Consider the following 23,596-nt stretch of genomic DNA (forward strand, 5'->3'; position numbering starts at 1 on the left):
ATGCACAGCGCGCGCAGGAGAGCACTCGATTGGGGCGGTCCGATCGCGATCGGTGCCGGTGTGGGCACGGCGATCGGCGTCGCCGCGGCGAACGTCATCCCCGGACTCGTGATCGGCACGGCACTCGCGGTGATCCTCTTCGTGATCTTCGCGGTCGCCGGCGCCGCCGGACCGGGAGGCGCCGGGGGAGACGGAGCGGTCGTCATCCCACCCGTCGGCGACGGCCATCACGGCGGTGCCGGCGGGGGAGACGGCGGCGGAGGGGGAGCAGTCGGCTGACCACCGCCCCTCTGCCGCTCACGCCTGCTTGGGGATGATGAGCCAGAGCAGCAGATAGATCCACAGCGAGAGTCCGGCGAAGATCACGGCGAGCACCGTGAGGATGCGGACCAGCGTGACGTTCCATCCGAAGCGGTTGGCGATCGCGGCGCAGACGCCTGCGAGGACGGCGCCCTGTCGGGGTCTGACGAGTGTGCTCATGCGTCCATGATCCCGGTCGGCGGCAGTCTGCGCACGGGGGAAGACCCCCCGAGTCACCCCTCGGTCAGCCTTCCCTCGCGATCGAGCTCGAGGACGCGATCGACTCCGAGACGCTCGAGGAACGCGTCGTCGTGGCTCACGATGAGCACCGCCCCGCGATAGGCCGACAGGGCGTCGACGAGCTGTCCGACCGTGTCGATGTCGAGGTTGTTCGTCGGTTCGTCGAGCACGAGCAGCTGCGGTGGCGGGGCGGTGAGGAGCAGGCGGGCGAGGGCGACCCGGAACCGCTCACCACCCGAGAGCGATGACGCCGGCCGCTCGACCGCGGCGCCGCGGATGAGGAAGCGCGCGAGCCGGTTGCGCAGCTCGACCGTCGTCACGCTCGGCGCGACCGCGGCGACGTTCTCGAGCACGGATGCGGCGTCGTCGAGCCCGTCGACCCGCTGCGGCAGGTAGCCGATCCGGTCGGTGTGGGCCGTTGCCCGAATCTCTTCGAGGCGCTCCCGCGTCGTGTCCGATTCCGGAGAGGTGGATGCCACGAGCCGCTCGATCAGAGTCGTCTTGCCGACCCCGTTCGGGCCGACGAGCGCGACGCGCTCCGGTCCTTGGATGATCCACGCGTGAGCGCCGTCGTCGAGCGTCGCGATCCGTCGACCTGCCGGAACGCCGGGGTCGGGCAGATCGATCCGCACGGTGTCGTCGTCGCGCACACGCCGTTCCGCTGCATCCAACGCGTCACGCGCAGCAGCCTCGCGGTCGGCTTTCTCACCCCGCAGCTTGCCGGCCGAGACCTGCGCGGCCATCTTGCGACCGCCCGCGATGATCTTCGGCACGCGCTTCTCGAGCTGCGCCTTCTTCCCCATCGCCTGACGATGGGAGATGGTGACCTCGGCCTGGATGCGGTCGCGTTTCTCGCGCTTGACGACCTGCGCAGCGGCGCGCTCGGCCTGCCGCGCCGCGCCTTGCTCGGCATCCAGCCACGCCCGCCATTCGGAGTAGGGGCCGCCGAACACCGACAGCTGATTCGCATACAGCTCGGCCGTGTCGTCCATGAGCTCGAGCAGCCCCGTGTCGTGGCTGACGACCACGAGCGCGCCGCGCCAGCCGCGGACCATGTCGGAGAGGCGCCTCCGCGCCTCGCGGTCCAGGTTGTTCGTCGGCTCGTCGAGCAGGGTGATGACGGGGCGCCGCAGCCGGATGCCGGCGATCGCGGTGAGCACGGCTTCGCCGCCCGAGAGCTCTCCGACGCGGCGGTCGAGCATCTCCGGTGCGAGCCCGGCCTCCGCGAGCGCCTCGTGCGCGCGCGCTTCGACGTCCCAGTCGTCGCCGACGACGTCGAAGTGCGCCGGATCCACGTCTCCGGACTCGATCGCGCGCAGCGCGCGGAGAGCATCGCTTACGCCGAGCAGATCGGCGACGGGCCGGTCGACGTCGAGGGTGAGCTGCTGCGGCAGGTACGCGGCATCCTCCGATCGCACGAGCTGCCCCGCGTCGGGTGCGAGCTCGCCCGCGATGAGGCGCAGCAGGGTCGATTTGCCCGAGCCGTTGCGGCCGACGAGCCCCGTGCGACCGGCGCCGAACGCGCCGCTGACGCCCGAGAGGGCGACCGTGCCGTCGGGCCACGAGAATGACAGGCGGTCCAGGACGATGGATGGTGTGAGGGTGGGAGCAGGCATGAGACCTCCGTGAGTCGCGGTTGCGCTGACACGAGGGGCCGGGCACGCCGAAGGGCGTACGGAAGCGGCGGGATCGACGGTCAGCGCGGAATGGATGCGCTGGAGCGTCGAGAGTGCGGCCCTGAGGGTGCGGAAGGTCGACGGAACAGCGCTTTACAGCGCGGCGGCGTCGATCGTCTTCAACGGATCATCCTCACAGAGGGAACAGGAACGACGGCCACGATACCGGATGCCTCGCCCGTCGTGGCTGGGAATCCCGTCTACAGCGACTCGAGCTGCTTTTCGAGGAAGGTTCGCACATCGGCCAGTTCCTGCTCCGAGACGCTGTGCGTCAGCCCGTCGTACACACGGCCGCTGAGGTCGGCGTGCTCCGGCAGCCACTCGGTCGTGTGGGCGACGAGGAACGACGGGATGACGTCGTCCCGCGTCCCACGACCCCAGAACACGGGCGGCCGCAGCTGCGCGAGCGCCTCGTCGTGAGGCAGATCCCCCGGCGTGGCGTAGCCGCTCAGGTTGATCGCGAACGCGAACCGCTCCGGCTCCAGCCGCACCGCCTGGAGTGCGACGGCGGCTCCCTGCGAGAACCCGAGCAGTCCCACCGTCGTCGCGTCGGTCGCGGCGTCCACCCATTCGATGAACCGCGAAGCGGACTCGGTGACGTGTCGCGGGTCGCGCCCGTCGAGTCCCTCGATCGGATACCACGAGAAGCCCGGCGCCGGGAACGGCGGACTGAGCGGCGCGCGGACGGATGCCACGACGAGCGCGTCGGGAAGATAGGGCGCGAGGGCGAACAGATCGTGCTCGTCGGCGCCGTAGCCGTGAAGAAGGACGAGCAGGGGCCGACCGGCACGGTCCTCCGGGCGGACGGACCACTGCACGACGGTGGGATCGAGGGGAGGCGTGTCGTGCGGCATCCCCCCATCATGGCAAGAGCCGTCTGAGGTATACAGGAGGCATGTCCGTGCGCACTCCCGATCCCGAGCCCGCCGGCGACGAGCCCTACGGCCCGCCGGCCGGCAACGCGTCCAACCCCGCCTGGCTGAGCGAGATCGAACTCGCCGAGGCGCGACGGCGACTTCCCATGCTCTACGTCGAGGGCGTGCCCGTCCGCGTGGACGGCATGGGTCAGGTCATGCAGGTCGGGATCCTGCTGCGCGCGTCGCCGATCGGCGAGATGTCGCGCACCATCGTGTCGGGCCGAGTGCGCTACGGCGAGACGGTGCGCGATGCGCTGTTCCGTCACCTCGAGAACGATCTCGGGCCCATGGCTTTCCCGTTGCTGCCCGCGCAGCCCACGCCGTTCACGGTCGCCGAGTACTTCCCGTTGCCAGGAGTCAGTGCCTTCCACGACGACCGCCAGCACGCCGTGTCGCTCGCCTTCGTCGTGCCGGTCACGGGTACCTGCCAGCCGCGGCAGGATGCCCTCGAGGTCACGTGGCTCACCCCCGAAGAAGCGTCCTCCGACGCGCTCGCCGCCGAGATGGAGGGCGGTCGCGGCACGCTCATCCGGCTCGCTCTCGCGAGCGTCGGCGCACTCCGCTGACACGGGTCTTCAGCATCCAGCCAGGACAGGTATCCTTCTCCTGCCACGCAAAACAGCCTCTGCGTGGTATATACCCCCTCCGTCGTGGAGGCGATGCGCTCTCGTATCGCCCGAGCAGACCGTCCGAAGCGCACTCAGACCCGAACAGCGCCGACGACACCACGAACCCCGAGAAGCAGGTAGCCCGATGTCTGATCCCGTGCCCGCCCGTCGCGACAACGCGCAGGACTCCACCCCTTTCGACGAGCTCTTCGCGACCGGTCCGGCGTCGACGCCGGCCGCGCGCACGGACTCCTCGTTCACGACCGTCTTCCGCGGATACGACAAGGATGAGGTTGACGCCGAGATCGCGACCTTGACCTCGCGTGTGCGCGTGAGCGCCGACCAGGTCGCCCAGCTGCGCGATCGCGAGTGGCGCGCCGGCACCGAGACGCAGGCCGCCGTCGAGCGCCTCGAACTCGAGCTCGCCGCCGCGAAGGAGCGCGAGGCCGATGCCCTCGAGAACGCCGAGGCCGCCGCCGCGGCCGCAACGTCCGGGATGCAGGAGCGGGTCGAGCGGCTGGAAGCCGAGCTCGCCGCCGCGAATGCGCGAGCGAGCGCCGCCGAGCAGCGCGCCGACGCACTCACCGAGGAGCTCACGGGCAGCGCTGCCGAGACCCCCAACCGCCACCAGTTCGAAGAGGTCCTGCGGGTCGCCGAGGAACAGGCTGGGCAGCTCCTGCGCAACGCCTCGGTGCAGGGCGAGCGTCTGCTCGAGTCGGCCCGCACCGAGATCGAGAACCGCAAGAAGGATGCCGCGGCCGAGGCCGCTGCGATCGTCTCGCAGGCGCAGAGCGAGGCGCAGCAGCTGCGCCTGCGCATCGACACCGAGCGCACGGCGCACGAGGCGGGCATCGAGCGCGAAGCGGCGCATGCCGCTGAGAAGGTCGCGCAGGCGACCCAGGAGGCGGCGACGATCCGCACCGAGGCGGAGAAGGGCGCCGCCGCTCTGCGTTCGCTCGTCGCCCGCGAGACGACGTCGGCCCGCTCCGAGGCCGAAGAGGCGGTGCGCGAGCTTCGCGTGCGCGCGCTCGAGTTCGAGGAATCGCTGACCCGTCGTCAGGACGACGCGCAGCAGGAGTTCCTCGTGCTCCACAACCAGGCTGTTTCGCACGCCGAGCGCATCACGCAGGACGCCAACAGCCAGGTCGCCGCTTCGCTCGATCACGCGCAGCGTGTCGCGTCCAAGGCCGACGACTTCGAGCGGCTCATGCGTGCACAGGCGCAGCAGATCGAGGCGGATGCCCACGTCCGCGCGAACACCCACCTGGACCAGGCTCGCGGCAAGGCGCAGAAGATCATCGACACCGTGACGGCGCACGCCCAGGCTGCGCTCCGCGATGCCGAGGACCGCACCCGTCAGCTGCGCTGGCAGGAGCACCAGCTGACGAGCTTCATGGCCGAGGTCAAGGAGCTCATCCGCCCCGAGGGCGCGATCGACGTATCCGCACCCGCCGCCGCGGGAGCGACGATGGCTGCCGCCGAGGAGACCGTCTTCGAAGAGCCCGTCTTCGAGGAGGCTGTATCCGAGGTCGCCGAGGAGGAGGCGAGCGCCGAGGAGCCGAGCGACGCCGACGCGCAGGATGACACCGAGGCCGACGAGGTCGTCGTCGAGGACGAAGACGACTTCGAGGATGACGACGACTCCGGCATCGTCACGGTCACGGTCGTCGAGGCCCTCCCCGAGTTCGAAGACTCCGAGGACTCCGAGGACTCGGACGACGCGGAGGTCGACGAGGAACTCGAGCGCGCCGACGCCTGATCCACAGATCCCCCTCACGGCTCCGCGCCCGGAACAAGCGTTCTAGGCTCGGAGCCGTGACCCTTGAGCCCCTCGCCCTTCCCACCGACCTCGCAGGCTGGACGACCTTCGCGACCGAACGCCCCGCCGAGCGCATCGCGCGCGTCCGCGACATCGACGAGCGGCTGCGCTCCGAAGAGCTCGGCACACTCGAGCGACTCGAGCTCTGGAACGACGCCGAGGTCGCCCTCAGCGAGGCCGTGAGCGAGGCGTACGTGCTCAGTGAAGCGCACCCCGAGGCCTCCGTCCGCGAGATCGCCGAAGCGCAGGTGCAGGCGGTCGAGTCGCTCGCGGCTTCGCGCCTGCTCGACCGCGAACTCTGGCGGGCGTTCGCCGACGCGGATGCCGATGGGCTCGACGAGCGCGCCGCACGCCTCCTCTCGCGTCTGCTGCGCGACTTCCGTCGTGGCGGAGTGGAACTGGATGACGCGGGCCGCGCACGGGTGGCCGAACTGACCGACCGCGACACCGAGCTGTCGCTCACGTTCTCGCGCAACATCCGCGAGGGACGTCAGCAGATCACTGTGCCCGCGGCGGGCCTCGCGGGACTCCCGCAGGATTTCATCGACGCGCATCCCGCAGATGCCAACGGCAACGTCACCCTCACGACCGAGTACACGGACGTCGGGCCCGTCATGGAGTACGCGACCGACCGCGACACGCGCATCGCCCTCACGCGGGTCTTCCGCAACCTGGGTTGGCCCGTCAACGACGAGGTCCTCGCCGAGTTGCTCGCGGTGCGCGCCGAGCGCGCGCGCCTGCTCGGGTTCTCGGACTGGGCGGACTACGAGACCGAGACGCGCATGATCGGCACCGGGGCCGAGATCCCCACTTTCCTCGCGAAACTCGACGCCGCATCCCTCGAGGCGGCGACCGCCGAGTACGACGTGCTGCTGGATCGCCTGCGACAGGACGTACCCGCGGCCGAAGCCGTCACGAACGCCGACTCGCTCTACCTGCAGAGCGTCATCAAGCGCGAGCAGTACGACGTCGATGCGCAGGTCGTGCGCTCCTACTTCCCCTTCGAGCGCGTGCTGCCGGGCATCCTCGACGTGACCGGGCGCCTGCTCGACATCGAGTTCGTCCCTCTCGACGTGCCGACCTGGCACGCCGATGTCCGCTCCTACGACGTCGTCCGAGGTGACGATCGGCTGGGTCGCATCCACCTAGACCTGCACCCGCGAGACGGCAAGTACAACCACGCGGCGTGCTTCGAACTCGCGCGCGGCATCGACGGCCGCGTGCTTCCCGAGGGCGTGCTGCTGTGCAACTTCTCGCGAGGTCTGCTCGAGCACGACGAGGTCGTGACGTTCTTCCACGAGTTCGGACACCTCGTGCACTTCATCCTCGGCGGTCGCCAGCGCTGGGCGCGGTTCAGCGGGTTCGAGACCGAGTGGGACTTCGTCGAAGCGCCGAGTCAGCTTCTCGAGGAGTGGGCGTGGGATGCCGGAGTCCTCGCGTCGTTCGCGGCGAACGCCGACGGCGAGCCGATCCCCGCCGACCTCGTCGCGAAGATGCGGACGGCGGATGCCTTCGGCCGGGCGATCGGCGTGCGCCAGCAGCTCGCCTACGCCCGGGTGTCGTACCACCTGCACGTCGACCGGCCGACGGATCTGCACGCGGCGACGGTGGCGCTGCAGGAGCGCTCGACGCCCGTCAGGCAGCTCGACGACCAGCACATGTACGCCGGCTTCGGCCATCTGACGGGCTACGGCGCGTGCTACTACACGTACCAGTGGAGTCTCGTCATCGCGCGCGACATGCTCACGGGCTTCGGCGATGACCTGATGGATGCCGCGGCCGCCCGCCGCTACCGCGAACTCGTCCTCGAACCGGGCGGCTCGAAGGACGCCCGCGATCTCGTGGAGTCGTTCCTCGGTCGTCCGTTCGCGTTCGACGCCTACGCCGACTGGCTCGCCGGGCGCTGACCGGGGGGTCAGCTCGTCAGGCGCGAAAGCTCCGCGACGAACGCGTCGACGTCGGCTTCCGCCGTGTCGAACGAGCACATCCAGCGCACCTCGTTGCGCGCGGCGTCCCAGTCGTAGAAGCGGAACGACGCCCGCAGCGCGTCGGCGACGCCGTCGGGCAGCGTCGCGAAGACGCCGTTCGCCTGCGTGGGCTGGGTGAACGCGACGCCCGAGATCGATCCGTCGGCGATGCCCGCCTCGACGCCCGCGCGCAGGCGCTGTGCCATCGCGTTGGAGTGCGACGCGTTGCGCAGCCAGAGGTCGCCCTCGAGCAGGGCGACGAGCTGCGCCGAGACGAAGCGCATCTTCGACGACAGCTGCATGTTCAGTTTGCGCAGGAAGGTGAGGCCGGCCGAGGCATCCGGATCCAGGACGACGACCGCTTCGCCGAGCATCGCACCGTTCTTCGTGCCGCCGAAGCTCAGCACGTCGACGCCCGCGTCGCGCGTGAAGGTACGGAGGGGCAGGCCGAGCGACGCGGCGGCGTTCGAGATGCGCGAGCCGTCGAGGTGCAGGCGCATGCCGAGCGGGTGGACGTGGTCGGCGATCGCGCGGATCTCGTCGGGTGTGTACAGGGTGCCGAGTTCGGTCGACTGCGTGATCGACACGACGAGCGGCTGGGCGCGGTGCTCGTCGCCCCAGCCCCACGCTTCGCGGTCGATGAGCTCGGGCGTCAGCTTGCCGTCGTCGGTCGGGACGTTCAGGATCTTGATGCCCGCGACGCGCTCGGGAGCGCCGCCCTCGTCGACGTTGATGTGAGCGGTGGATGCCGCGACCACCGCACCCCAGCGGGGGAGCATCGACTGGAGCCCTGTGACGTTCGCGCCCGTGCCGTTGAAGACCGGGAACGCCTCGACGCCCTCGCCGAAGTGATGTGCCATGACCTCCTGCAGGCGCGCGGTGTAGACGTCCTCGCCGTAGGCGACCTGATGACCGTCGTTCGCGGCGGCGATGGCGGCGAGCACCTCGGGGTGGACTCCCGAGTAGTTGTCGGAGGCGAAGCCGCGGATGTTCGGGTCGTGGATCGTGGTCACCCCTCCATCCTCCCATTCCCGCATCGATGGCTAGCATCGGAGGATGCCCGCAGAACCCGATGTCGTGACGGCGCTCGTCGCCCGGTTGAGGCCCGATCAGGTGCTGAGAGGCGAGGGAGAGCGCGACGCGTACGCGCACGACGACGCCGAATGGGCGGAGTTCCATCGCCCGATCGCGGTCGTGCTCGCCGAGACGACGGGTGAGGTGGCGGCGACCGTCCGGCTCGCGGCCGAGCACGGCGTCAGCGTCGTGCCGCGCGGTGCCGGCACGGGACTCTCCGGAGGCGCGAATGCGCTGCGGAACGCGATCGTGCTGTCGCTCGAGCGCATGACACGCGTGATCGAGATCGACGCGGCGGAGCGGTTCGTCGTCGCCGAGGCCGGGGTGATCAACGACGATCTGCGCACTGCGGTCGCCGCGCACGGGCTCTGGTACCCACCGGATCCCGCGAGCTACCGCATCTCGACGATCGGCGGCAACGCCGCGACGAACGCGGGCGGGATCTGCTGCGTCAAGTACGGCGTGACGCGCGACTACGTCCTGGGCATGACGGTCGTCCTCGCCGACGGCGAGATCGTGCACCTGGGTCGACGCACGGCGAAGGGCGCGACCGGCTACGATCTGACGGCGCTGCTCGTCGGCTCCGAGGGCACGCTCGGCGTCATCACCGAGCTGACCCTCAAGCTCCTTCCGCTGGGCGGTCGCGAAGAGCGCGCGATCGTCGGCTCCTTCGGATCGCTGGAGGATGCCGGGGCCGCGGTCGCCGCGATCTCAGCGGCCGGCATCGTGCCGTCGGCGCTCGAGCTCATCGACGAGACGTGTCTGCGGGCGGTCGACGACTGGCAGGGGCTGGGGCTGCCGCACGGTGCAGCGGCGCTCCTGCTCTCGACCGTGGACGAGGTGGGCGACGTCGGCGCGGGGCACGCGGCATCCATCGCCCTTCTCATGGCCGAAGCCGGAGCGCTCGGCGTGGAGCAGGCGGCCGTCGCCGAGGAGATCGAGCGGCTCTTCCTCGCCCGTCGGCTCGCCTACCCGGCGCTCGAACGGCTGGGGCCGGTGCTCACGGAGGACATCTGCGTGCCCCGCACCGCGGTGCCCGAGATGCTCGGCCGCATCCGCGACACGGCCAGGGCGCACGATGTCGTCATCGCGACCATCGCGCATGCCGGCGACGGCAACCTGCATCCGCTCATCATCGCGCCGGAGGGCGATGACGCGGCCAAGGCCCGTGCCAAGCGCGCGTTCGACCGCATCGTCGACGATTGTCGCGCGCTGGGCGGCACCGTGACGGGCGAGCACGGCGTGGGGCTGCTCAAGCTCCCCGGAGCCCGCATCGAGCTCGGAGATCGCGTGCTCGCGATGCACCGCGACATCAAGGCGGCGGTCGATCCGCGGGGGACCCTCAACCCCGGCAAGGCCTTCTAGCGCGCGAGCCACCGCAGGAGCACGTCGTCGAACGCCTTCGGCTGCTCGATGTTCGTCGCATGCCCCGCCTTCTCGATGACGGCCGACTCGGCGAGTGGCGAGAGCGATGCCGCGGCCGCCGCGTGCTCGCACGGCCAGAAGTCGCTTTCGCGTCCGGCGACGAAGAGGGCCGGCACGGTCACCGCAGCGATCGCCGGGCGCCAGTCGCGCCGGGCGTGGTCGTTCAACAGTTCGAGCTCTGCCGCGGTGAAACCCGCCTTCGCGGCCTTGAGGTCCATCGCCGCCACGAGGCGCGCGATGCGCACCGGGCCCTTCGAGGCGATCGAGTGGCGGCCGGGATCGGGAACGCCCGCTGCGAAGAGCGTGTCCGCGGTGGATTCGTCGTAGCCGTAGAACCCGAACGGCCAGTCGGCGGTGTTCAGCATCTTGGGCGTCTGGTCGACGATGACGATGTCGCGGATGCCGCCCGTCCGGCCGGCGCTCGCGAGCGCCCAGATCGAGTTGCCGCCCTGCGATTGACCGACCACGGTCGCGTCCTGCACGCCGAGGGCGGCGATCGCATCGGCGATGTCGGCACCGTGGCGCTCCATCGTGTGCGAACCGTCCGGTCCGACGTCGGACCCCCCGTGACCTCGTCGGTCGAGAGCGATGACACGGTGACCCGCTCGCTCGAGCGCTTTGAGCTGGGGCTTCCAGCTCGTCGCAGGCGCCTTGAAGCCCGCGACGAGCAGCACGGGACGACCTGCGGGATCGCCGGAGTCGAGGTAATTCAGCCGCACGCCGTCGGACGCGATGAGGTCGGGCATCTCCTCAGACTACGAGAGCTCGACGATCGTGTCGTTGACCTCGGCGGCGGGTGCGTCCCACAGGCCGACATACGCCTGTGCGAGGGTGTCTTCGAGACCCGCGAGCGCCTTCACACGGAAGACGACGGATGCCGCGGCGAGGGGTTCGCCGGCATCCCTCGCCGCCTTCGCGAAGCCCTGCGCGACGGCGCGCGTCCACGCTTCGCTCGCGGCCTTCACCGCGGCGTAGTTCGCACCACCGGCGAGAGGGCGCGCGACGGCGGTGGACGACACGATCGCGACGCGTGCCGCGGGAGAGGCCCGGAGGCCCTCGTCGAATGATCGCGTGACGTGACGAAGCGCCGTCAGCGACTGCGCCAGGACGTCGAAGTCGTCGTCGGTCTGACCCGCGAGGCCGCCGCCGCCGCGCCATCCGCCCACCAGGTGCAGGATGCCGTCGACCGGCCCGACCTTCGCCGCCAGCGCGTCGACCGCCCCGGCGTCGGTCAGGTCGAACACCTCGATCTCGGCGCCGGCACCCGAGACCTCCGCGAGGCGGTCGGCGGATCGACCGACCGCGACGACCCGTGCTCCGGCCCCCACCAGGGCACGGGTCGCTGCGAGGCCGGACGTGCTGGACGCGCCGGCGATCAGGACTGTGAGACCCGAGAGGTCAGGCATCCTCGCCGCGGATCCCCACGGTCGACTCGATGACGGGCCGCATCTTCTTCTCGAGCGCCTCGAAGAACATCGACAGCGGGAACTCGTCGTCCATCACGGCGTCGGTGTACCCCTTCGGCGCACCCGCGAGGATCTCGTCGGGCAGGCCGCGCGCCCACTGCGACGCCGGGTTCGGGGTCAGGACGCTGCGCACGAGCTCGTAGGCGGCGAGCCAGTGCGCCGTCTTCGGGCGGTCGATAGAGCGCCAGTAGAGCTCGTCGATCGCGTCGCCGAGCGCGACGACGGCGGCGGGCACCTCGTCCCAGTCGAACGCGAGCGCCGTGTCGGTCCAGTGCAGCACGCCGCGCTGATGCAGCCACGCGAAGAGCAGCTGACCGCCGAGGCCGTCGTAGTTGCGCACACGCGTGCCGGTGATCGAGAAGCGGAAGATGCGGTCGAAGATGACCGCGTACTGCACGAGCACCGCGTGCTCGAGCATCTCGGCCTCGGTCGCGCTGAGGTCGTCCTGCGCGCGCAGGCGCGCCGTGATCGCGACGCATTCGCGGAACGCCGTGAGGTCGCAGCGGAGCTCTTCGAGCGAGTACAGGAAGAACGGCATGCGCTGCTTGATCATGAACGGATCGAACGGCAGATCACCGCGCATGTGGGTGCGGTCGTGGATGATGTCCCACATCACGAAGGTCTTCTCGGTGAGCTGCTGGTCATCCAGCATCCGCGCCGCGTCGGCGGGCAGTTCGAGCTTCGTGATCTCGGCCGCCGCGCGTGTGACGCGACGGTACCGGGCCGCCTCGCGGTCCTGGAAGATCGCACCCCACGTGAACGTGGGGATCTCGCGCATCGCGACCGTCTCGGGGAACAACACGGCGGAGTTCGTGTCGTAGCCGGGCGTGAAGTCCACGAGCCGAAGGCTCACGAAGAGGCGGTTCGTGTACTCGGTCTCGAGCTGCGCGATGAACTCGGGCCAGATCGCCTGCACGATGAGCGCCTCGACGAACCGGTTGGCTGAGCCGTTCTGCGTGTACATCGGGAAGACGACGAGGTGACGGATGCCGTCGACCCGGTGCTGCTGCGGCTGGAACGCCACGAGCGAGTCGTAGAAGTCGGGCACACCGAAGCCCCCGTCGGCCCAGCGCTCGAAGTCGTGAGCGCTCGCGGCGAGATACTCGGCGTCATGCGGGAAGCGCGGCGTGAGGGCGCGGATCGACGCGACGATCGTCTCGACGGCGACGCGCGCGTCGGCGTGGTCGGATGCCTCGGGGATCGAACCGTCTTTGATCTGGATGCCCTGAAGGGCGATCGCGGCATCCTTCAGCCGCAGCCACTCGATGCTGGTCTCGACGGCGTCCTCCACGACCTCGGGTTCGCCGACGATGACGTTCGTGTGCTGAGTCATGGACATGGGGACCTCCGATCGGGGTGAGGAAAAGCGGTGTGCGGTGCTGCGATTCTAACGGAATCCCTACGGGGGACGAATTGCACTGCCGGAAGTTTTCCGGTAGATGCTACGATCGCCCCATGAGAGCGCTGGGGGAGCGCATCGATGACGACGTCGACGCGCGCATTGTGAAGGCTGTATCCGTGGATGGGCGGGCCACGCTCGCCGATATCTCGCAGGCGGTGGGGTTGGGGATCTCCGCCGTCCAGGCGCGCGTGCGCAGGCTCGAGCATCGCGGCGTGATCACGGGATACCGCGCTGTCGTCGACGCCGAGGCGGTCGGCAAGCCGCTCTCGGCGTTCATCGAGATCACTCCGCTCGACCCCGCGCAGCCCGACGACGCGCCGGAGCTCCTCGAACACCTCGCCGAGATCGAGGCCTGCCACTCGATCGCGGGCGACGCGAGCTACATGCTCTTCGTACGCGTCGCGACGCCGCGCGATCTCGAGACGTTGATCCGCGACATCCGTCTCGCGGCATCCGTTCGCACGCGCACGACGATCGTCCTGCAGACGTTCTTCGAGAACCGCCCGATCGCCCTCGGGTGAAGGTGGAGTCGGCGAAACCGACCGATCTCGTCGAACCGGACGTATCCACAGTGCGGCTCGACCAGATCGGTATGGTTCGCGACCCGGCTCGACTCAATCGTGCTGGGGGAAGCCCAGGTTCAGGCCGCCGTGCGACGGGTCCAGCCAGCGCGAGGTCACGGCCTTCTCGGCGGTGAAGAACTCGAAGCCGTGCGGGCCGTACGCCTTCGCGTCACCGAAGAGCGAGGCCTTCCAGCCGCCGAACGAGTGGTACGCGACCGGCACGGGGATCGGCACGTTGATGCCGATCATGCCGACCGTGGCCTCGCGCTGGAAGCGCCGGGCGGCGCCGCCGTCGTTCGTGAAGATCGCCGTGCCGTTGCCGTAGAGGCTGCCGTTGATGATGCCCAGGCCCTCTTCGTAGCCGTCGACGCGCACGACCGACAGGACCGGTCCGAAGATCTCGTCGGTGTAGACGGTGGATGACGTCGGCACCTTGTCGATGAGGGTCGGTCCGAGCCAGAACCCGTTGGGGTCGCCGTCGATCTCGACGCCGCGGCCGTCGACCACGACATCCGCTCCGTCGGCACCCGCGACGTCGATGTACGACGCGACCTTGTCGCGGTGCACCTTCGTGATGAGCGGGCCCATGTCGCAGCCGCGCGTGCCGTCGCCCGTGCGGAGCGTGCCCATGCGCTCGGCGACCTTCGCGACGAGCTCGTCGGCGATGGAGTCCACCGCGAGCACCACCGAGATCGCCATGCAGCGCTCGCCGGCCGAGCCGAAGCCCGCGTTGACGGCGGCATCGGCGGCGAGGTCGAGGTCGGCGTCGGGCAGGACGAGCATGTGGTTCTTCGCGCCGCCGAGGGCCTGCACGCGCTTGCCGTGCCCCGTCGCCGTCTCGTACACGTACTTGGCGATGGGCGTCGAGCCCACGAACGAGATCGAGCGGACGTCGGGGTGCTCGAGCAGGGCATCCACCGCCTCCTTATCGCCGTGCACGACGTTGAGCACGCCGTCGGGCAGGCCGGCCTCGGTCATGAGGGCGGCGAGCCAGTTCGCGGCCGTCGGGTCCTTCTCGCTGGGCTTGAGGATGACCGCGTTGCCCGCCGCGATCGCGATCGAGAAGAACCACAGCGGCACCATCGCCGGGAAGTTGAAGGGGCTGATGATGCCCACGACGCCGAGCGGCTGGCGCAGCGTGTAGACGTCGATGCCCGTCGAGACGTTCTCGGAGTACGCGCCCTTCGTGAGGTGACCGAGGCCGCACGCGAACTCGACGACCTCCATGCCGCGGGCGATCTCGCCGAGCGCGTCGGAGATCACCTTTCCGTGCTCGGCTGTGAGGATCGCCGCGAGCTCGTCCTTGCGCTCGTTGAGCAGCTCGCGGAACGCGAACATGACCGCGGTGCGCTTGGAGATCGAGGCATCGCGCCACGATTCCGCGGCCGCGGAGGCGATGTCGACCGCCGACGCGACGTCAGCCGTCGAGGCGAACCGCACCTGCTTCTGCACCGTGCCCAGTGCGGGGTTGTAGACGTCGCCCGTGCGCGTCGAGGTGCCGGCCCATGTGGCGCCGCCGACCCAGTGGTCGAGTGTGTCGGTCATGAGGATGTTCCTTTCGGTTCACGCCGAGACGGCGGAGAACGCTTCGTCGTAGATGTCGAGGGCGCGCGCGACCTCGTCGTCGGTCACGACGCACGGCGGTACGACGTGAATGCGGTTGTCGGCCGAGAAGGGCATGAGCCCGCGCGCGGTCATCGCGGACTTGAGTCGACCGATGACGTCGGCGCCGACGGGTTCGCGCGTCGCGCGATCGGTGACGAGGTCGAGCGCCCAGAAGACGCCCTCGCCGCGCACCTCGCCGATCATCGCGTGCTTCTCGGCGAGGGCTGCGAGCCCGGGCCCGATGACGTCGGCGCCGACGCGGCGCGCGTTCTCGACGATGCCTTCGGACTCCATTGCGTCGATCGAGGCGACGATGGATGCCGCGGCCAGCGGGTGCCCCGAGTACGTGAGGCCCCCGGGGAAGACGCGGTCGTCGAACGTCGCCGAGATCTCGTCGGAGATGATGACGCCGCCCACGGGCACGTAGCCGGAGTTGACGCCCTTGGCGAAGGTGATCAGGTCGGGCACGACGTCGTAGCCCTCGAAGGCGAACCAACGGCCCGTGCGGCCGAAGCCCGCCATGACCTCGTCGAGGATGAGGATGATGCCGTAGCGGTCGCACAGGGCGCGCACGCCCGCGAGGTAGCCGGGCGGCGGGATCATGATGCCGGCCGTACCGGGCACGGACTCGAGCAGGATCGCCGCGATCGTCTGCGGGCCCTCGGACTGGATGACCCGCTCGAGGTGGTGCAGGGCGCGCGCCGACTCCTCTTCAGGCGTCGTCGCCCAGAACTCGGAGCGGTAGAGGAACGGACCGAAGAAGTGCACGTGACCGCGGGCGAACTGGTTCGGCATCCGTCGCCAGTCACCGGTCGCGACGATCGCGCCGCCCGTGTTGCCGTGGTAGCTGCGGTAGGTCGACAGGACCGCGTCGCGGCCCGTGTGCAGGCGCGCCATGCGGATCGCGTTCTCGTTCGCGTCGGCGCCGCCGTTGGTGAAGAAGACCTTCTTGAAGCCGGCGGGCGTCTTCGACAGGATGCGCTGCGCCGCCTGCCCGCGCGTGAGGTTCGCCGTCGCGGGCCCGATCGTCGAGAGGGTCGCGGCCTGCTCCTGGATCGCCTTCACGATCGCGGGATGCTGGTGCCCGATGTTGACGTTGACGAGCTGGCTCGAGAAGTCGAGGTAGCGGTTGCCCGCGAAGTCCCAGACCTCGGTGCCGAGGCCGCCCGCGATGACGGGCAGCTTGAGCGAGGCCTGCGCCGACCACGAGTGGAAGACGTACTCCCGATCGAGTGCGGTCGCCGCCTGATCCAGGTCATCGGTCATGGGGGAGTCCTTCCGGGATTCGTCTGCATTCAACGGTGCGCGCTCGACGGCCGGGGGTCAACCGACACCCCGGCCGTCGAACGCGCGTGGCGGGACGGAACGTCCGGAGCCGCTACTGTCCGCCCTCGGTGAGGACGACGTCGATCGGCGTGTACTCGCCGCCGACCTCGACGCCTTCCTCGGCGAGCTCGTCGAGCGCTTGCTGGATGTACTCGTTCGAGAAGGCGGATGCCGCGGGCTCGGTCGTGATGAGCTCGAGGCCGTCCTGGTTCTTGGCCGAGAGTGCTCCCGTGACCGTCTTGTCCCACGCGGCCTGGTCGATGAGACCGAAGTCGCCGCCGGCCCAGATGAGCTTGTTGACCTCGTTCATCTGCCACAGCTGGTGGACGGGACCGACGGGGAAGGCGGCCTCCGCGTTGATCGCGGCGTCGTACGTGATCGACGCCGCCTCTTCGGGATTGTCGCGTGCGAAGACCCAGCCCTTCGTGACGGCCTTGAGGAAACGGACGGCCGCATCCGCGTAGGCGGGGTCGTCCTCGAGACGCTGGGTGTCGGCCCAGATCGCGTCCTGCAGCATGGCCCCCTCGGTGTCCTCGTACGAGATGACGTCGAAGTCCTCGGGCTGGTAGAGCTCACCCGTCTCCGGGTTCACGACCTCGAGGATCTGCGCCCACTCGTTGTACGTCATCGCCTGCGCGGCGTCGACGTCACGGTCGAGCAGGGCGTTCATCGAGAAGTCCTGCGTCGTGATCGAGACGCCGGTCGAGTCGAGGCCTTCGGCCGCCATCGCGGCGAAGATCTCCCACTCGTTGCCGAAGCCCCACGAGCCGATGCGCTTGCCCTCGAAGTCGGCGACCTCGGTGATCCCGTCGCCCGCCCAGGAAACCTGCAGCGTGCCGGACTTCTGGTAGACCTGCGCGATGTCGGTCAGCTCGACGCCGCTCGTCTCGAGGGTGCCGAGCACCTTCGGGACCCACGCGATCGCGAAGTCGACGTCACCCGCGACGAGGGCGTCCTGCGGCACGATGTCGCCGCCCGAAGGGATGATCTCGACGCTGTCGAAGCCCTCCTCCTCGAAGTAGCCCTGATCGAGTGCGACGAAGTAGCCCGCGAACTGGGCCTGCGGCAGCCACTGCAGCTGCAGACTGATGTCGGTGAGCGGCTCGAAGTCGCCTGTTCCCTCCGAGGTCTCCGGCGAAGAGCCTCCGGAGCACGCGGCGAGCGTGAGGGCCGTCACGGCGGCCAGGGACAGGGCGGCGAGGCCGCGCCCGGTGCTGTGTCTCATGCTGTTCCTTTCGGGTTCGGTGATGCGATGGTGCAATGCCGGTCAGACCGGCGATCTCCTCGTCGCGAGTCGCTCCAGGAGCGATGTCACGAGGAAGAAGACGAGACCGATGAGGATGCCGCCGAGGACGTACGCCCACGCGAGCGCCGCGCGCCCCGACTTGGCGTACGTCGCGATGGCGGTGCCGATGCCGTCGGCGGGACCGCCGAAGTACTCCGCGACGAGGGCGGCGATGACGGCGAGGGAAGCCGCGATCCGAAGCCCTGTCATCAGGTACGGCACGGCCGTCGGCAGAGTGAGGAACCGGAAGGTCTGGCCGCCCGTGGCAGCGGACGCGCGCAGCACGTCGCGGTGCACCGCGCGCGTCTGCCGCAGACCGCGCAGCACGTTGACGAACACGGGGATGAACGCGGCGATCGTCGCGACCGCCTGGCGGCCGAACTGGCTCGACGCCCCGAACATCGTGTTGAGGATGGGTGTGATCGCGACGATCGGGATGACGGCGAGGGCCGCGACGAGCGGCGCGAGCATGCCGTCGATCGGTCGTGCCGCTGCGGCGAGACCAGCAAGGAGGATCGCGAGGATGGCGCCCACGAGCAGGCCGATCAGGGCGTTCGTCGCCGTGATCAGCATGTCCTCCCAGATGATCGGGAAGCGCAGGACGAACTCCTCGCCGATCGCGATCGGGCTCGGCAGCATCCGTGGCGCCGCACCCGAAGCGACGTAGATCGTCCACAGGACGACGATGAGCACGCCGACGACGATCGGCGCGACGAAGCGCAGCCAGCTCGGCGGCTCGCGATCCGGGTTGCGGGTCTTGACGCGCCGGAGCGTGACGTCCTGCGCCTGAGCGGTCCCGGTCATCGCTCGTTCGCCCTCTCGACGCGCGTTCCGTGCAGGGCTTCGTGAACGGCCGTGACGCGGTCGAAGTAGGCGGGGGACTCCCGCAGGCTCTCGTTCCGTTCGCCGGTGAGACCGGTCTCGATGACGTCGGTGATACGCCCGGGCCGCGGGCTCATCACGACCACGCGGTCCGAGAGGAAGACCGCTTCCGGGATCGAGTGCGTGACGAACACGACGGCAGCCCCCGTCTCGGCGGCGATCCGCGCGAGCTCGGACTGCAGGTGCTCGCGCGTCATCTCATCGAGCGCGCCGAACGGCTCGTCCATGAGGAGGAGCTTCGGGCTCGTCGCGAGGGCACGGGCGATCGCGACGCGCTGCTGCATGCCGCCGGACAGCTGGTCGGGGTAGCGGTCGATGAACTCGGTGAGCCCCACGAGCTCTGCGAGCTCTGCGACGCGCGCCGCGCGGGCTGCTTTCGCCGTGCCGTGCAGCTCGAGCGGCAGCGAGATGTTCGCCGCGACCGTGCGCCACGGCAGCAGGCCCGCCTGCTGGAACGCGATGCCGTAGTCCTGATCCAGGCGCGCTTGGCGTGCGCCTTTGCCGAAGATCTGCAGGTCGCCGCTCGTGGCCTGGTCGAGATCCGCGATGAGGCGCAGGAGCGTCGACTTGCCGCATCCGGAAGGTCCGATCAACGACACGAACTCGCCCGCCGACACCGTCAGCTCGACGCCGGTGAGCGCCGTGATGTCGCCGTCCTTCGTGGGGAAGATCTTGCCGACGCCGACGGCGCTGACGGCGAGCTCTGCGGGGGACTCGGTCATGCGGTGGCCTCTCCTCGGCGATAGTTGCGCAGGCCCAGACCCAGGAGGGCGACGGAACCGGCGGCGATGAGCCCGAGGGCGATCGACCCGAAGGTCGGCCCCCACGGGGCTGCGGGGTCGCTCGAGGCCTGACCCGCGAGCTGGATGAGCATGCGGCCGATGCCCCCGCGCATGCCGATCGACACTTCGGCGACGACGGCGCCGAGGACGGCGTTCGCTGCGGCGAGTCGCAGGGCGGGCAGCAGATACGGCACGGCGGCGGGGATCCGCAGGCGTGCGAGCGTCGACCAGTACCCGGACGCGTACGTGCGCATGAGATCGAGATGGATGCGGTCGGGGGCCGCGAGACCGCGGAGGACGCCGACCGCGACCGGGAAGAACGCGAGGTACGACGCGATGACGGCGACCGAGAGCCACTGCGGCCACGGCGTCCCGCCGCGATCGATCTGATTGCCGATCGCGTTGACGACGGGCGCGAATGCGATGAGGGGGACGATCTGGCTCACGACGATCCAGGGGAGCAGGCCCCACTCGACGATGCGCCAGCGCTGCATCGCGAGGCCGAGGATCGCTCCGACGACGACGCCGATGATCCACCCGACGGCGGCGATGCCGAGTGTGACGAGCGCCGCCGAGACGACGGTGACCCAGAGCGGCGGGGTGTCTCCGCCGCTCGTGGACTCGAAGAGCCGCGCGACCATGTCCCACACGTGCGGCATCGCGCGATCGTGGGTGCGCGGCAGGATCATGACGCCCGAGCCCGCCGACCCGTCGCCGCCGATCGTCACACCCTCGGCGGGGCCGAGGAACTTGTACAGCTCCCAGATCACGAGAACCGCAACGATCCCCAGGACGCCCCACATCACGGCCGAGGCCGTGCGCGCCTGCGCGTCCCGCCGTCGGCGAGAGGTCGATGCGGGCGGAGCCGTCACCTCTTCGCCGTCGCGTGGGTCGTGAGGGCCGGGATGACGGTCTCGCCGTACACCCGCATCGTCTCCTCCTTGTTGTCGTGCTGGAGGTAGCCCGCGAACTGCGTGACGCCGATGCTCTTGAGGTGCTCGAGCTTGGCGATGTGGTACTCGGGAGAGCCGAGGATGCAGAAGCGATCGACGATCTCGTCGGGGACGAAGTCCACGTGGTCGTTGCCGGCTTTGCCGTGGGTGTTGTAGTCGTACCCCTTGCGGCCCTCGATGTAGTCGGCGAGGGCATCCGGGATCGCGCCGTGGTGACCGTACTTCGCGACGATGTCGGCGACGTGGTTGCCGACCATCCCACCGAACCAGCGGCACTGGTCGCGCATGTGCTCCCAGTCCTCACCGATGTACATGGGTGCCGCGACGCAGAAGGCCAGCGACTCGGGGTCGCGGCCGGCGTCGGACGCGGCATCCTTCACCGTCTTGATCATCCACTCGGCGATGTCGACGTCCGCGAGCTGCAGGATGAAGCCGTCGCCGACCTCTCCGGCGAGCTTGAGCGCGAGCGGGCCGTAGGCGGCGACCCACACGTCGAGCGACGAGCCACGACTCCACGGGAACTGCAGCGTCGCCCCGTTGTACTCCACGGCTCGCGAGTTGCCCAGTTCGCGGATGACGTGGATCGACTCCCGGAGCTCTGCCATCGTGACGGGCTTGCCGTTCGTGACGCGCACCGCGGAGTCGCCGCGGCCGATGCCGCAGATGGTGCGGTTGCCGTACATCTCGTTGAGAGTGGCGAAGACGGATGCCGTGACCGTCCAATCCCGTGTCGCGGGGTTGGTCACGAACGGGCCGACGATGACCTTCTTGGTCTCGGCGAGGATCGCCGAGTGCACGACGTAGGGTTCCTCCCACAGCAGGTGCGAATCGAAGGTCCACACGTGGCTGAAGCCGTGCGCTTCGGCGAGCTTGGCGAGCTGCACCGTGCGAGCGGCGGGCGGGTTGGTCTGGAGGACGACTCCGAAGTCCATCGTGATCCTTACGTCAGGTACTGGCTCAGGCCGCGCTTGAGGAATCGGCCGTCGCCCTTGGCGCCGAGGTAGGCGCCGCCGTCGACGATGACCTTGCCGCGCGAGATGACGGTGTCGACGTGCCCGTCGATCTCGTAGCCCTCCCACGCGGAGTGGTCCATGTTCATGTGGTGGGTCCTGCCCTCGCCGAAGCCGATCGAGGTGTGGCCGTTCGGGTCGTAGACGACGATGTCGCCGTCGGCGCCGGGCTGGATGACGCCCTTGCGGCCGTACAGGCCGAACATCCGCGCCGGGGTGGTCGAGGTGAGCTCGACCCAGCGCTCGAGCGTGATCTTGCCCGTGACGACACCTTGGTACATGAGGTCCATGCGGTGCTCGATAGAGCCGATGCCGTTCGGGATGGCGCGGAAGTCGCCGAGACCGAGGTCCTTCTGGCCCTTCATGCAGAACGGGCAGTGGTCGGTCGAGACCATCTGGATGTCGTTCGTGCGCAGCGCCTGCCACATGTGGTCCTGGTGACCCTCTTCGCGCGACCGCAGGGGAGTGGAGCACACCCACTTCGCGCCCTCGAAGCGCCCCCACTCGTCGCTCGACGCGCCGAGCTGCTCCTCGAGCGAGAGGTAGAGGTACTGCGGACACGTCTCGCCGAAGACGTTCCATCCCTTGTCGCGCGCGGTGGCGAGCTGCTCGACGGCCTGCTTCGCGCTCACGTGCACGACGTACAGCGGAGCGCCGGTGAGGTTCGCGAGCATGATCGCGCGATGCGTCGCCTCCTCCTCCATCTGCCACGCGCGGGCGATGCCGTGGTAATACGGATCGGTCTTGCCCTGCTCGACGAGCTGCGCCGCGAGGACGTCGATCGCGGGACCGTTCTCGGCGTGCATCATCGTCATGAGCCCCGTGTCGCGGCTCACCTGCATCGCCTTCAGGATCTGCGCGTCGTCGGAGTAGAAGACGCCGGGATAGGCCATGAAGAGCTTGAAGCTCGAGATGCCCTCATCGAGCAGCCCGCGCATCGCGGCGAGCGAGTCGTCGTCGACACCGCCGATGATCTGGTGGAAGCCGTAGTCGACGGCACAATTGCCGGCGGCGAGCTCGTGCCAGTGTGCCAGGCCGTCCTGGACGCGCTCGCCGTACTTCTGCACCGCGAAGTCGATGATGCTCGTCGTGCCGCCCCACGCCGCGGCGCGCGTGCCCGTCTCGAACGTGTCGCTCGCGAACGTGCCGCCGAACGGCAGCTGCATGTGCGTGTGCGCGTCGATGCCGCCCGGGATGACGTACTTTCCGGTCGCGTCGATGACGGTGTCGACGGATGCCGCGACATCCGTCCCCAGCAGCTCACTGCCCGGCTGCAGTACGGCCGCGATCGTCTCGCCGTCGATGAGGACGTCGGCCGCGGCGCGCCCCGTGGCCGAGACGACCGTGCCGCCCGTGATGAGTGTCGTCGCCATGATCAGGGCTTCGCGATCTTCGCGTAGGAGTCGGGCCGGCGGTCCCGATAGAACTGCCAGTCATCCCGCATCTGCAGGACCATGTCCATGTCGAGGTCGCGGACGAGGAGCTCCTCGTCCGTGCCGGAACCGCGCTCGCCGACGAAGTTGCCACGCGGGTCGATCACCTGGCTCGTACCGTAGAAGTCGACGGCGAGCTCGCCGTATTCGTTGTCCTCGCGCCCGACGCGGTTGGGCTGCAGGACGAAGTAGCCGTTCGCGACAGCCGCGCACGGACCCTCGACCTCCCACAGCCTGTTCGACAGACCGGGCTTGGTCGCGTTCGGGTTGAAGACGATGTGCGCGTCGTTGAGGCCGAGCTCGCGCCACCCTTCGGGGAAGTGCCGGTCGTAGCAGATGTACATGCCGACGCGGCCGACGGCGGTCTCGAAGACCGGGTAGCCGAGGTTGCCGGGGCGGAAGTAGAACTTCTCCCAGAACCGGTCGAGGTGGGGCAGGTGGTGTTTGCGGTACTTGCCGAGGATCGTGCCGTCGGCATCCACGAGCACGCTCGTGTTGTAGTAGACGCCGGTCTCGGCCTCTTCGTAGATCGGCAGCACGGTGACGAGCCCGAGCTCCTTCGCGAGAGCGGCGAACCGCTGGACGATGGGGCCTTCCGCGGACTCCGCGAAACGGTAGTACTTCTTGTCCTGCGTGATGCCGAAGTACGGCCCGTAGAACAGCTCCTGGAAGCACACCACCTGAGCGCCCTGGGCCGCGGCATCCCGCGCGAAGCCCTCGTGCTTGTCGAGCATGGACTCCTTGTCGCCCGTCCACGTGGTCTGCGAAATCGCTGCGCGTACCGTCGTCATCGTCTCTCCGTCCGTCTTCGTTGATCCTGGCGAGTCGACATTTCTCGTCTGTTTCCGCCCGTGACGCGACAG

The 23,596-nt window shown here is 69.4% G+C and carries 22 protein-coding genes; 6 read left to right on the forward strand and 16 right to left on the reverse strand.

Annotation, left to right across the window (positions count from 1 at the left end; genetic code table 11):
- The gene (locus MA876_RS09875; protein WP_248148262.1) at positions 1 to 279 is read left to right on the forward strand and encodes a hypothetical protein; all 279 of its coding nucleotides are present in this window, start codon (positions 1 to 3) and stop codon (positions 277 to 279) included.
- A gap of 18 nt (positions 280 to 297) precedes the next feature.
- Here MA876_RS09875 and MA876_RS09880 read toward each other — a convergent pair whose 3' ends face one another.
- The 3 genes from MA876_RS09880 to MA876_RS09890 form a co-directional block, all read right to left on the reverse strand.
- On the reverse strand, positions 298 to 480 hold the full coding sequence (locus MA876_RS09880) for a PspC domain-containing protein (RefSeq protein ID WP_248148264.1): 183 nt from the start codon (positions 478 to 480) through the stop codon (positions 298 to 300).
- A 53-nt stretch (positions 481 to 533) separates the two neighbouring features.
- Positions 534 to 2,156 (reverse strand): ABC-F family ATP-binding cassette domain-containing protein, encoded by a 1,623-nt coding sequence (locus MA876_RS09885; protein ID WP_248148266.1) that lies wholly within the window; start codon positions 2,154 to 2,156, stop codon positions 534 to 536.
- A 260-nt stretch (positions 2,157 to 2,416) separates the two neighbouring features.
- Positions 2,417 to 3,070, reverse strand: a complete 654-nt coding sequence (locus MA876_RS09890; protein ID WP_248148270.1) for an alpha/beta hydrolase — start codon at positions 3,068 to 3,070, stop codon at positions 2,417 to 2,419.
- Between the two features lie 41 nt (positions 3,071 to 3,111).
- Here MA876_RS09890 and MA876_RS09895 point away from each other — a divergent pair, with 41 nt between their 5' ends.
- The 3 genes from MA876_RS09895 to MA876_RS09905 all read left to right on the forward strand — a co-directional run bounded on the left by MA876_RS09895 (position 3,112) and on the right by MA876_RS09905 (position 7,467).
- The gene (locus tag MA876_RS09895; protein WP_248148272.1) at positions 3,112 to 3,699 is read left to right on the forward strand and encodes an NUDIX hydrolase family protein; all 588 of its coding nucleotides are present in this window, start codon (positions 3,112 to 3,114) and stop codon (positions 3,697 to 3,699) included.
- A 187-nt stretch (positions 3,700 to 3,886) separates the two neighbouring features.
- Positions 3,887 to 5,500: a coiled-coil domain-containing protein gene (locus MA876_RS09900; RefSeq protein ID WP_248148275.1), complete on the forward strand. Its 1,614-nt coding sequence runs from the start codon at positions 3,887 to 3,889 to the stop codon at positions 5,498 to 5,500.
- A gap of 56 nt (positions 5,501 to 5,556) precedes the next feature.
- Positions 5,557 to 7,467: a M3 family metallopeptidase gene (locus tag MA876_RS09905; protein ID WP_248148277.1), complete on the forward strand. Its 1,911-nt coding sequence runs from the start codon at positions 5,557 to 5,559 to the stop codon at positions 7,465 to 7,467.
- 8 nt (positions 7,468 to 7,475) lie between these two features.
- Here the strand turns inward: MA876_RS09905 and MA876_RS09910 are convergent, their stop codons facing one another.
- Entirely contained in the window at positions 7,476 to 8,540 is a 1,065-nt protein-coding gene (locus MA876_RS09910) for a threonine aldolase family protein (RefSeq protein ID WP_248148279.1), read from the reverse strand.
- 43 nt (positions 8,541 to 8,583) lie between these two features.
- Here MA876_RS09910 and MA876_RS09915 point away from each other — a divergent pair, with 43 nt between their 5' ends.
- On the forward strand, positions 8,584 to 9,966 hold the full coding sequence (locus MA876_RS09915; protein WP_248148281.1) for an FAD-binding oxidoreductase: 1,383 nt from the start codon (positions 8,584 to 8,586) through the stop codon (positions 9,964 to 9,966).
- Here the strand turns inward: MA876_RS09915 and MA876_RS09920 are convergent.
- The 3 genes from MA876_RS09920 to MA876_RS09930 are packed head-to-tail and all read right to left on the reverse strand — an operon-like array spanning position 9,963 to position 12,831.
- Positions 9,963 to 10,772, reverse strand: coding sequence for an alpha/beta fold hydrolase (locus MA876_RS09920; protein ID WP_248148282.1), 810 nt, complete (start codon positions 10,770 to 10,772; stop codon positions 9,963 to 9,965). The genes MA876_RS09915 and MA876_RS09920 overlap by 4 nt on opposite strands.
- Before the next feature lie 9 nt (positions 10,773 to 10,781).
- On the reverse strand, positions 10,782 to 11,432 hold the full coding sequence (locus MA876_RS09925; RefSeq protein WP_248148284.1) for an SDR family NAD(P)-dependent oxidoreductase: 651 nt from the start codon (positions 11,430 to 11,432) through the stop codon (positions 10,782 to 10,784).
- Positions 11,425 to 12,831, reverse strand: a complete 1,407-nt coding sequence (locus MA876_RS09930) for a DUF6421 family protein (RefSeq protein ID WP_248148286.1) — start codon at positions 12,829 to 12,831, stop codon at positions 11,425 to 11,427. Before MA876_RS09930 ends, MA876_RS09925 begins: the two co-directional genes overlap by 8 nt.
- A 137-nt stretch (positions 12,832 to 12,968) precedes the next feature.
- On the opposite strand from MA876_RS09930, the gene MA876_RS09935 reads away from it, so the two are divergent.
- Positions 12,969 to 13,415, forward strand: a complete 447-nt coding sequence (locus tag MA876_RS09935) for an Lrp/AsnC family transcriptional regulator (RefSeq protein ID WP_308221653.1) — start codon at positions 12,969 to 12,971, stop codon at positions 13,413 to 13,415.
- Between the two features lie 93 nt (positions 13,416 to 13,508).
- On the opposite strand, the gene MA876_RS09940 is transcribed toward MA876_RS09935, so the two are convergent.
- The 9 genes from MA876_RS09940 to MA876_RS09980 all read right to left on the reverse strand — a co-directional run bounded on the left by MA876_RS09940 (position 13,509) and on the right by MA876_RS09980 (position 23,524).
- Positions 13,509 to 15,002, reverse strand: coding sequence for a CoA-acylating methylmalonate-semialdehyde dehydrogenase (locus tag MA876_RS09940; RefSeq protein ID WP_248148288.1), 1,494 nt, complete (start codon positions 15,000 to 15,002; stop codon positions 13,509 to 13,511).
- An 18-nt stretch (positions 15,003 to 15,020) separates the two neighbouring features.
- Positions 15,021 to 16,328: an aspartate aminotransferase family protein gene (locus tag MA876_RS09945; protein ID WP_248148291.1), complete on the reverse strand. Its 1,308-nt coding sequence runs from the start codon at positions 16,326 to 16,328 to the stop codon at positions 15,021 to 15,023.
- A gap of 112 nt (positions 16,329 to 16,440) precedes the next feature.
- Positions 16,441 to 17,613 carry an ABC transporter substrate-binding protein gene (locus MA876_RS09950; protein WP_248148294.1) on the reverse strand — a complete coding sequence of 391 codons (1,173 nt, stop codon included), beginning with the start codon at positions 17,611 to 17,613 and terminating at the stop codon, positions 16,441 to 16,443.
- 42 nt (positions 17,614 to 17,655) lie between these two features.
- Positions 17,656 to 18,477, reverse strand: a complete 822-nt coding sequence (locus MA876_RS09955; protein WP_248148297.1) for an ABC transporter permease — start codon at positions 18,475 to 18,477, stop codon at positions 17,656 to 17,658.
- Entirely contained in the window at positions 18,474 to 19,277 is an 804-nt protein-coding gene (locus MA876_RS09960; protein WP_248148300.1) for an ABC transporter ATP-binding protein, read from the reverse strand. The genes MA876_RS09955 and MA876_RS09960 overlap by 4 nt, the downstream gene beginning before the upstream one ends.
- On the reverse strand, positions 19,274 to 20,140 hold the full coding sequence (locus tag MA876_RS09965; RefSeq protein WP_248148889.1) for an ABC transporter permease: 867 nt from the start codon (positions 20,138 to 20,140) through the stop codon (positions 19,274 to 19,276). The genes MA876_RS09960 and MA876_RS09965 overlap by 4 nt, the downstream gene beginning before the upstream one ends.
- A gap of 65 nt (positions 20,141 to 20,205) precedes the next feature.
- A complete protein-coding gene (locus MA876_RS09970) occupies positions 20,206 to 21,222 on the reverse strand; it encodes a TIGR03842 family LLM class F420-dependent oxidoreductase (protein ID WP_248148304.1) in 1,017 nt (338 codons plus the stop codon).
- An 8-nt stretch (positions 21,223 to 21,230) separates the two neighbouring features.
- Complete coding sequence (gene hydA / locus MA876_RS09975; RefSeq protein WP_248148308.1) at positions 21,231 to 22,673, reverse strand: dihydropyrimidinase; 1,443 nt, start codon at positions 22,671 to 22,673, stop codon at positions 21,231 to 21,233.
- Positions 22,674 to 22,675: 2 nt separating this feature from the next.
- Positions 22,676 to 23,524: a nitrilase-related carbon-nitrogen hydrolase gene (locus MA876_RS09980; RefSeq protein WP_248148310.1), complete on the reverse strand. Its 849-nt coding sequence runs from the start codon at positions 23,522 to 23,524 to the stop codon at positions 22,676 to 22,678.
- Positions 23,525 to 23,596: the final 72 nt, after the last annotated feature.

This window comes from Microbacterium aoyamense (assembly GCF_023155855.1).
Classification (GTDB): domain Bacteria; phylum Actinomycetota; class Actinomycetes; order Actinomycetales; family Microbacteriaceae; genus Microbacterium; species Microbacterium aoyamense.

Excerpts from the sequence above, each read along its gene's own strand:
- MA876_RS09900 (WP_248148275.1), top strand. The coding sequence starts at position 3,887 with ATGTCTGATCCCGTGCCCGCCCGTCGCGACAACGCGCAGGACTCCACC.
- MA876_RS09980 (WP_248148310.1), bottom strand. The coding sequence starts at position 23,524 with ATGACGACGGTACGCGCAGCGATTTCGCAGACCACGTGGACGGGCGAC.
- MA876_RS09965 (WP_248148889.1), bottom strand. The coding sequence starts at position 20,140 with ATGTGGGGCGTCCTGGGGATCGTTGCGGTTCTCGTGATCTGGGAGCTG.
- MA876_RS09930 (WP_248148286.1), bottom strand. The coding sequence starts at position 12,831 with ATGTCCATGACTCAGCACACGAACGTCATCGTCGGCGAACCCGAGGTC.
- MA876_RS09960 (WP_248148300.1), bottom strand. The coding sequence starts at position 19,277 with ATGACCGAGTCCCCCGCAGAGCTCGCCGTCAGCGCCGTCGGCGTCGGC.
- MA876_RS09875 (WP_248148262.1), top strand. The coding sequence starts at position 1 with ATGCACAGCGCGCGCAGGAGAGCACTCGATTGGGGCGGTCCGATCGCG.
- MA876_RS09885 (WP_248148266.1), bottom strand. The coding sequence starts at position 2,156 with ATGCCTGCTCCCACCCTCACACCATCCATCGTCCTGGACCGCCTGTCA.
- MA876_RS09945 (WP_248148291.1), bottom strand. The coding sequence starts at position 16,328 with ATGACCGATGACCTGGATCAGGCGGCGACCGCACTCGATCGGGAGTAC.
- MA876_RS09955 (WP_248148297.1), bottom strand. The coding sequence starts at position 18,477 with ATGACCGGGACCGCTCAGGCGCAGGACGTCACGCTCCGGCGCGTCAAG.
- MA876_RS09920 (WP_248148282.1), bottom strand. The coding sequence starts at position 10,772 with ATGCCCGACCTCATCGCGTCCGACGGCGTGCGGCTGAATTACCTCGAC.
- MA876_RS09940 (WP_248148288.1), bottom strand. The coding sequence starts at position 15,002 with ATGACCGACACACTCGACCACTGGGTCGGCGGCGCCACATGGGCCGGC.
- MA876_RS09895 (WP_248148272.1), top strand. The coding sequence starts at position 3,112 with ATGTCCGTGCGCACTCCCGATCCCGAGCCCGCCGGCGACGAGCCCTAC.
- MA876_RS09890 (WP_248148270.1), bottom strand. The coding sequence starts at position 3,070 with ATGCCGCACGACACGCCTCCCCTCGATCCCACCGTCGTGCAGTGGTCC.
- MA876_RS09950 (WP_248148294.1), bottom strand. The coding sequence starts at position 17,613 with ATGAGACACAGCACCGGGCGCGGCCTCGCCGCCCTGTCCCTGGCCGCC.
- MA876_RS09925 (WP_248148284.1), bottom strand. The coding sequence starts at position 11,432 with ATGCCTGACCTCTCGGGTCTCACAGTCCTGATCGCCGGCGCGTCCAGC.
- MA876_RS09915 (WP_248148281.1), top strand. The coding sequence starts at position 8,584 with ATGCCCGCAGAACCCGATGTCGTGACGGCGCTCGTCGCCCGGTTGAGG.
- hydA (WP_248148308.1), bottom strand. The coding sequence starts at position 22,673 with ATGGCGACGACACTCATCACGGGCGGCACGGTCGTCTCGGCCACGGGG.
- MA876_RS09880 (WP_248148264.1), bottom strand. The coding sequence starts at position 480 with ATGAGCACACTCGTCAGACCCCGACAGGGCGCCGTCCTCGCAGGCGTC.
- MA876_RS09970 (WP_248148304.1), bottom strand. The coding sequence starts at position 21,222 with ATGGACTTCGGAGTCGTCCTCCAGACCAACCCGCCCGCCGCTCGCACG.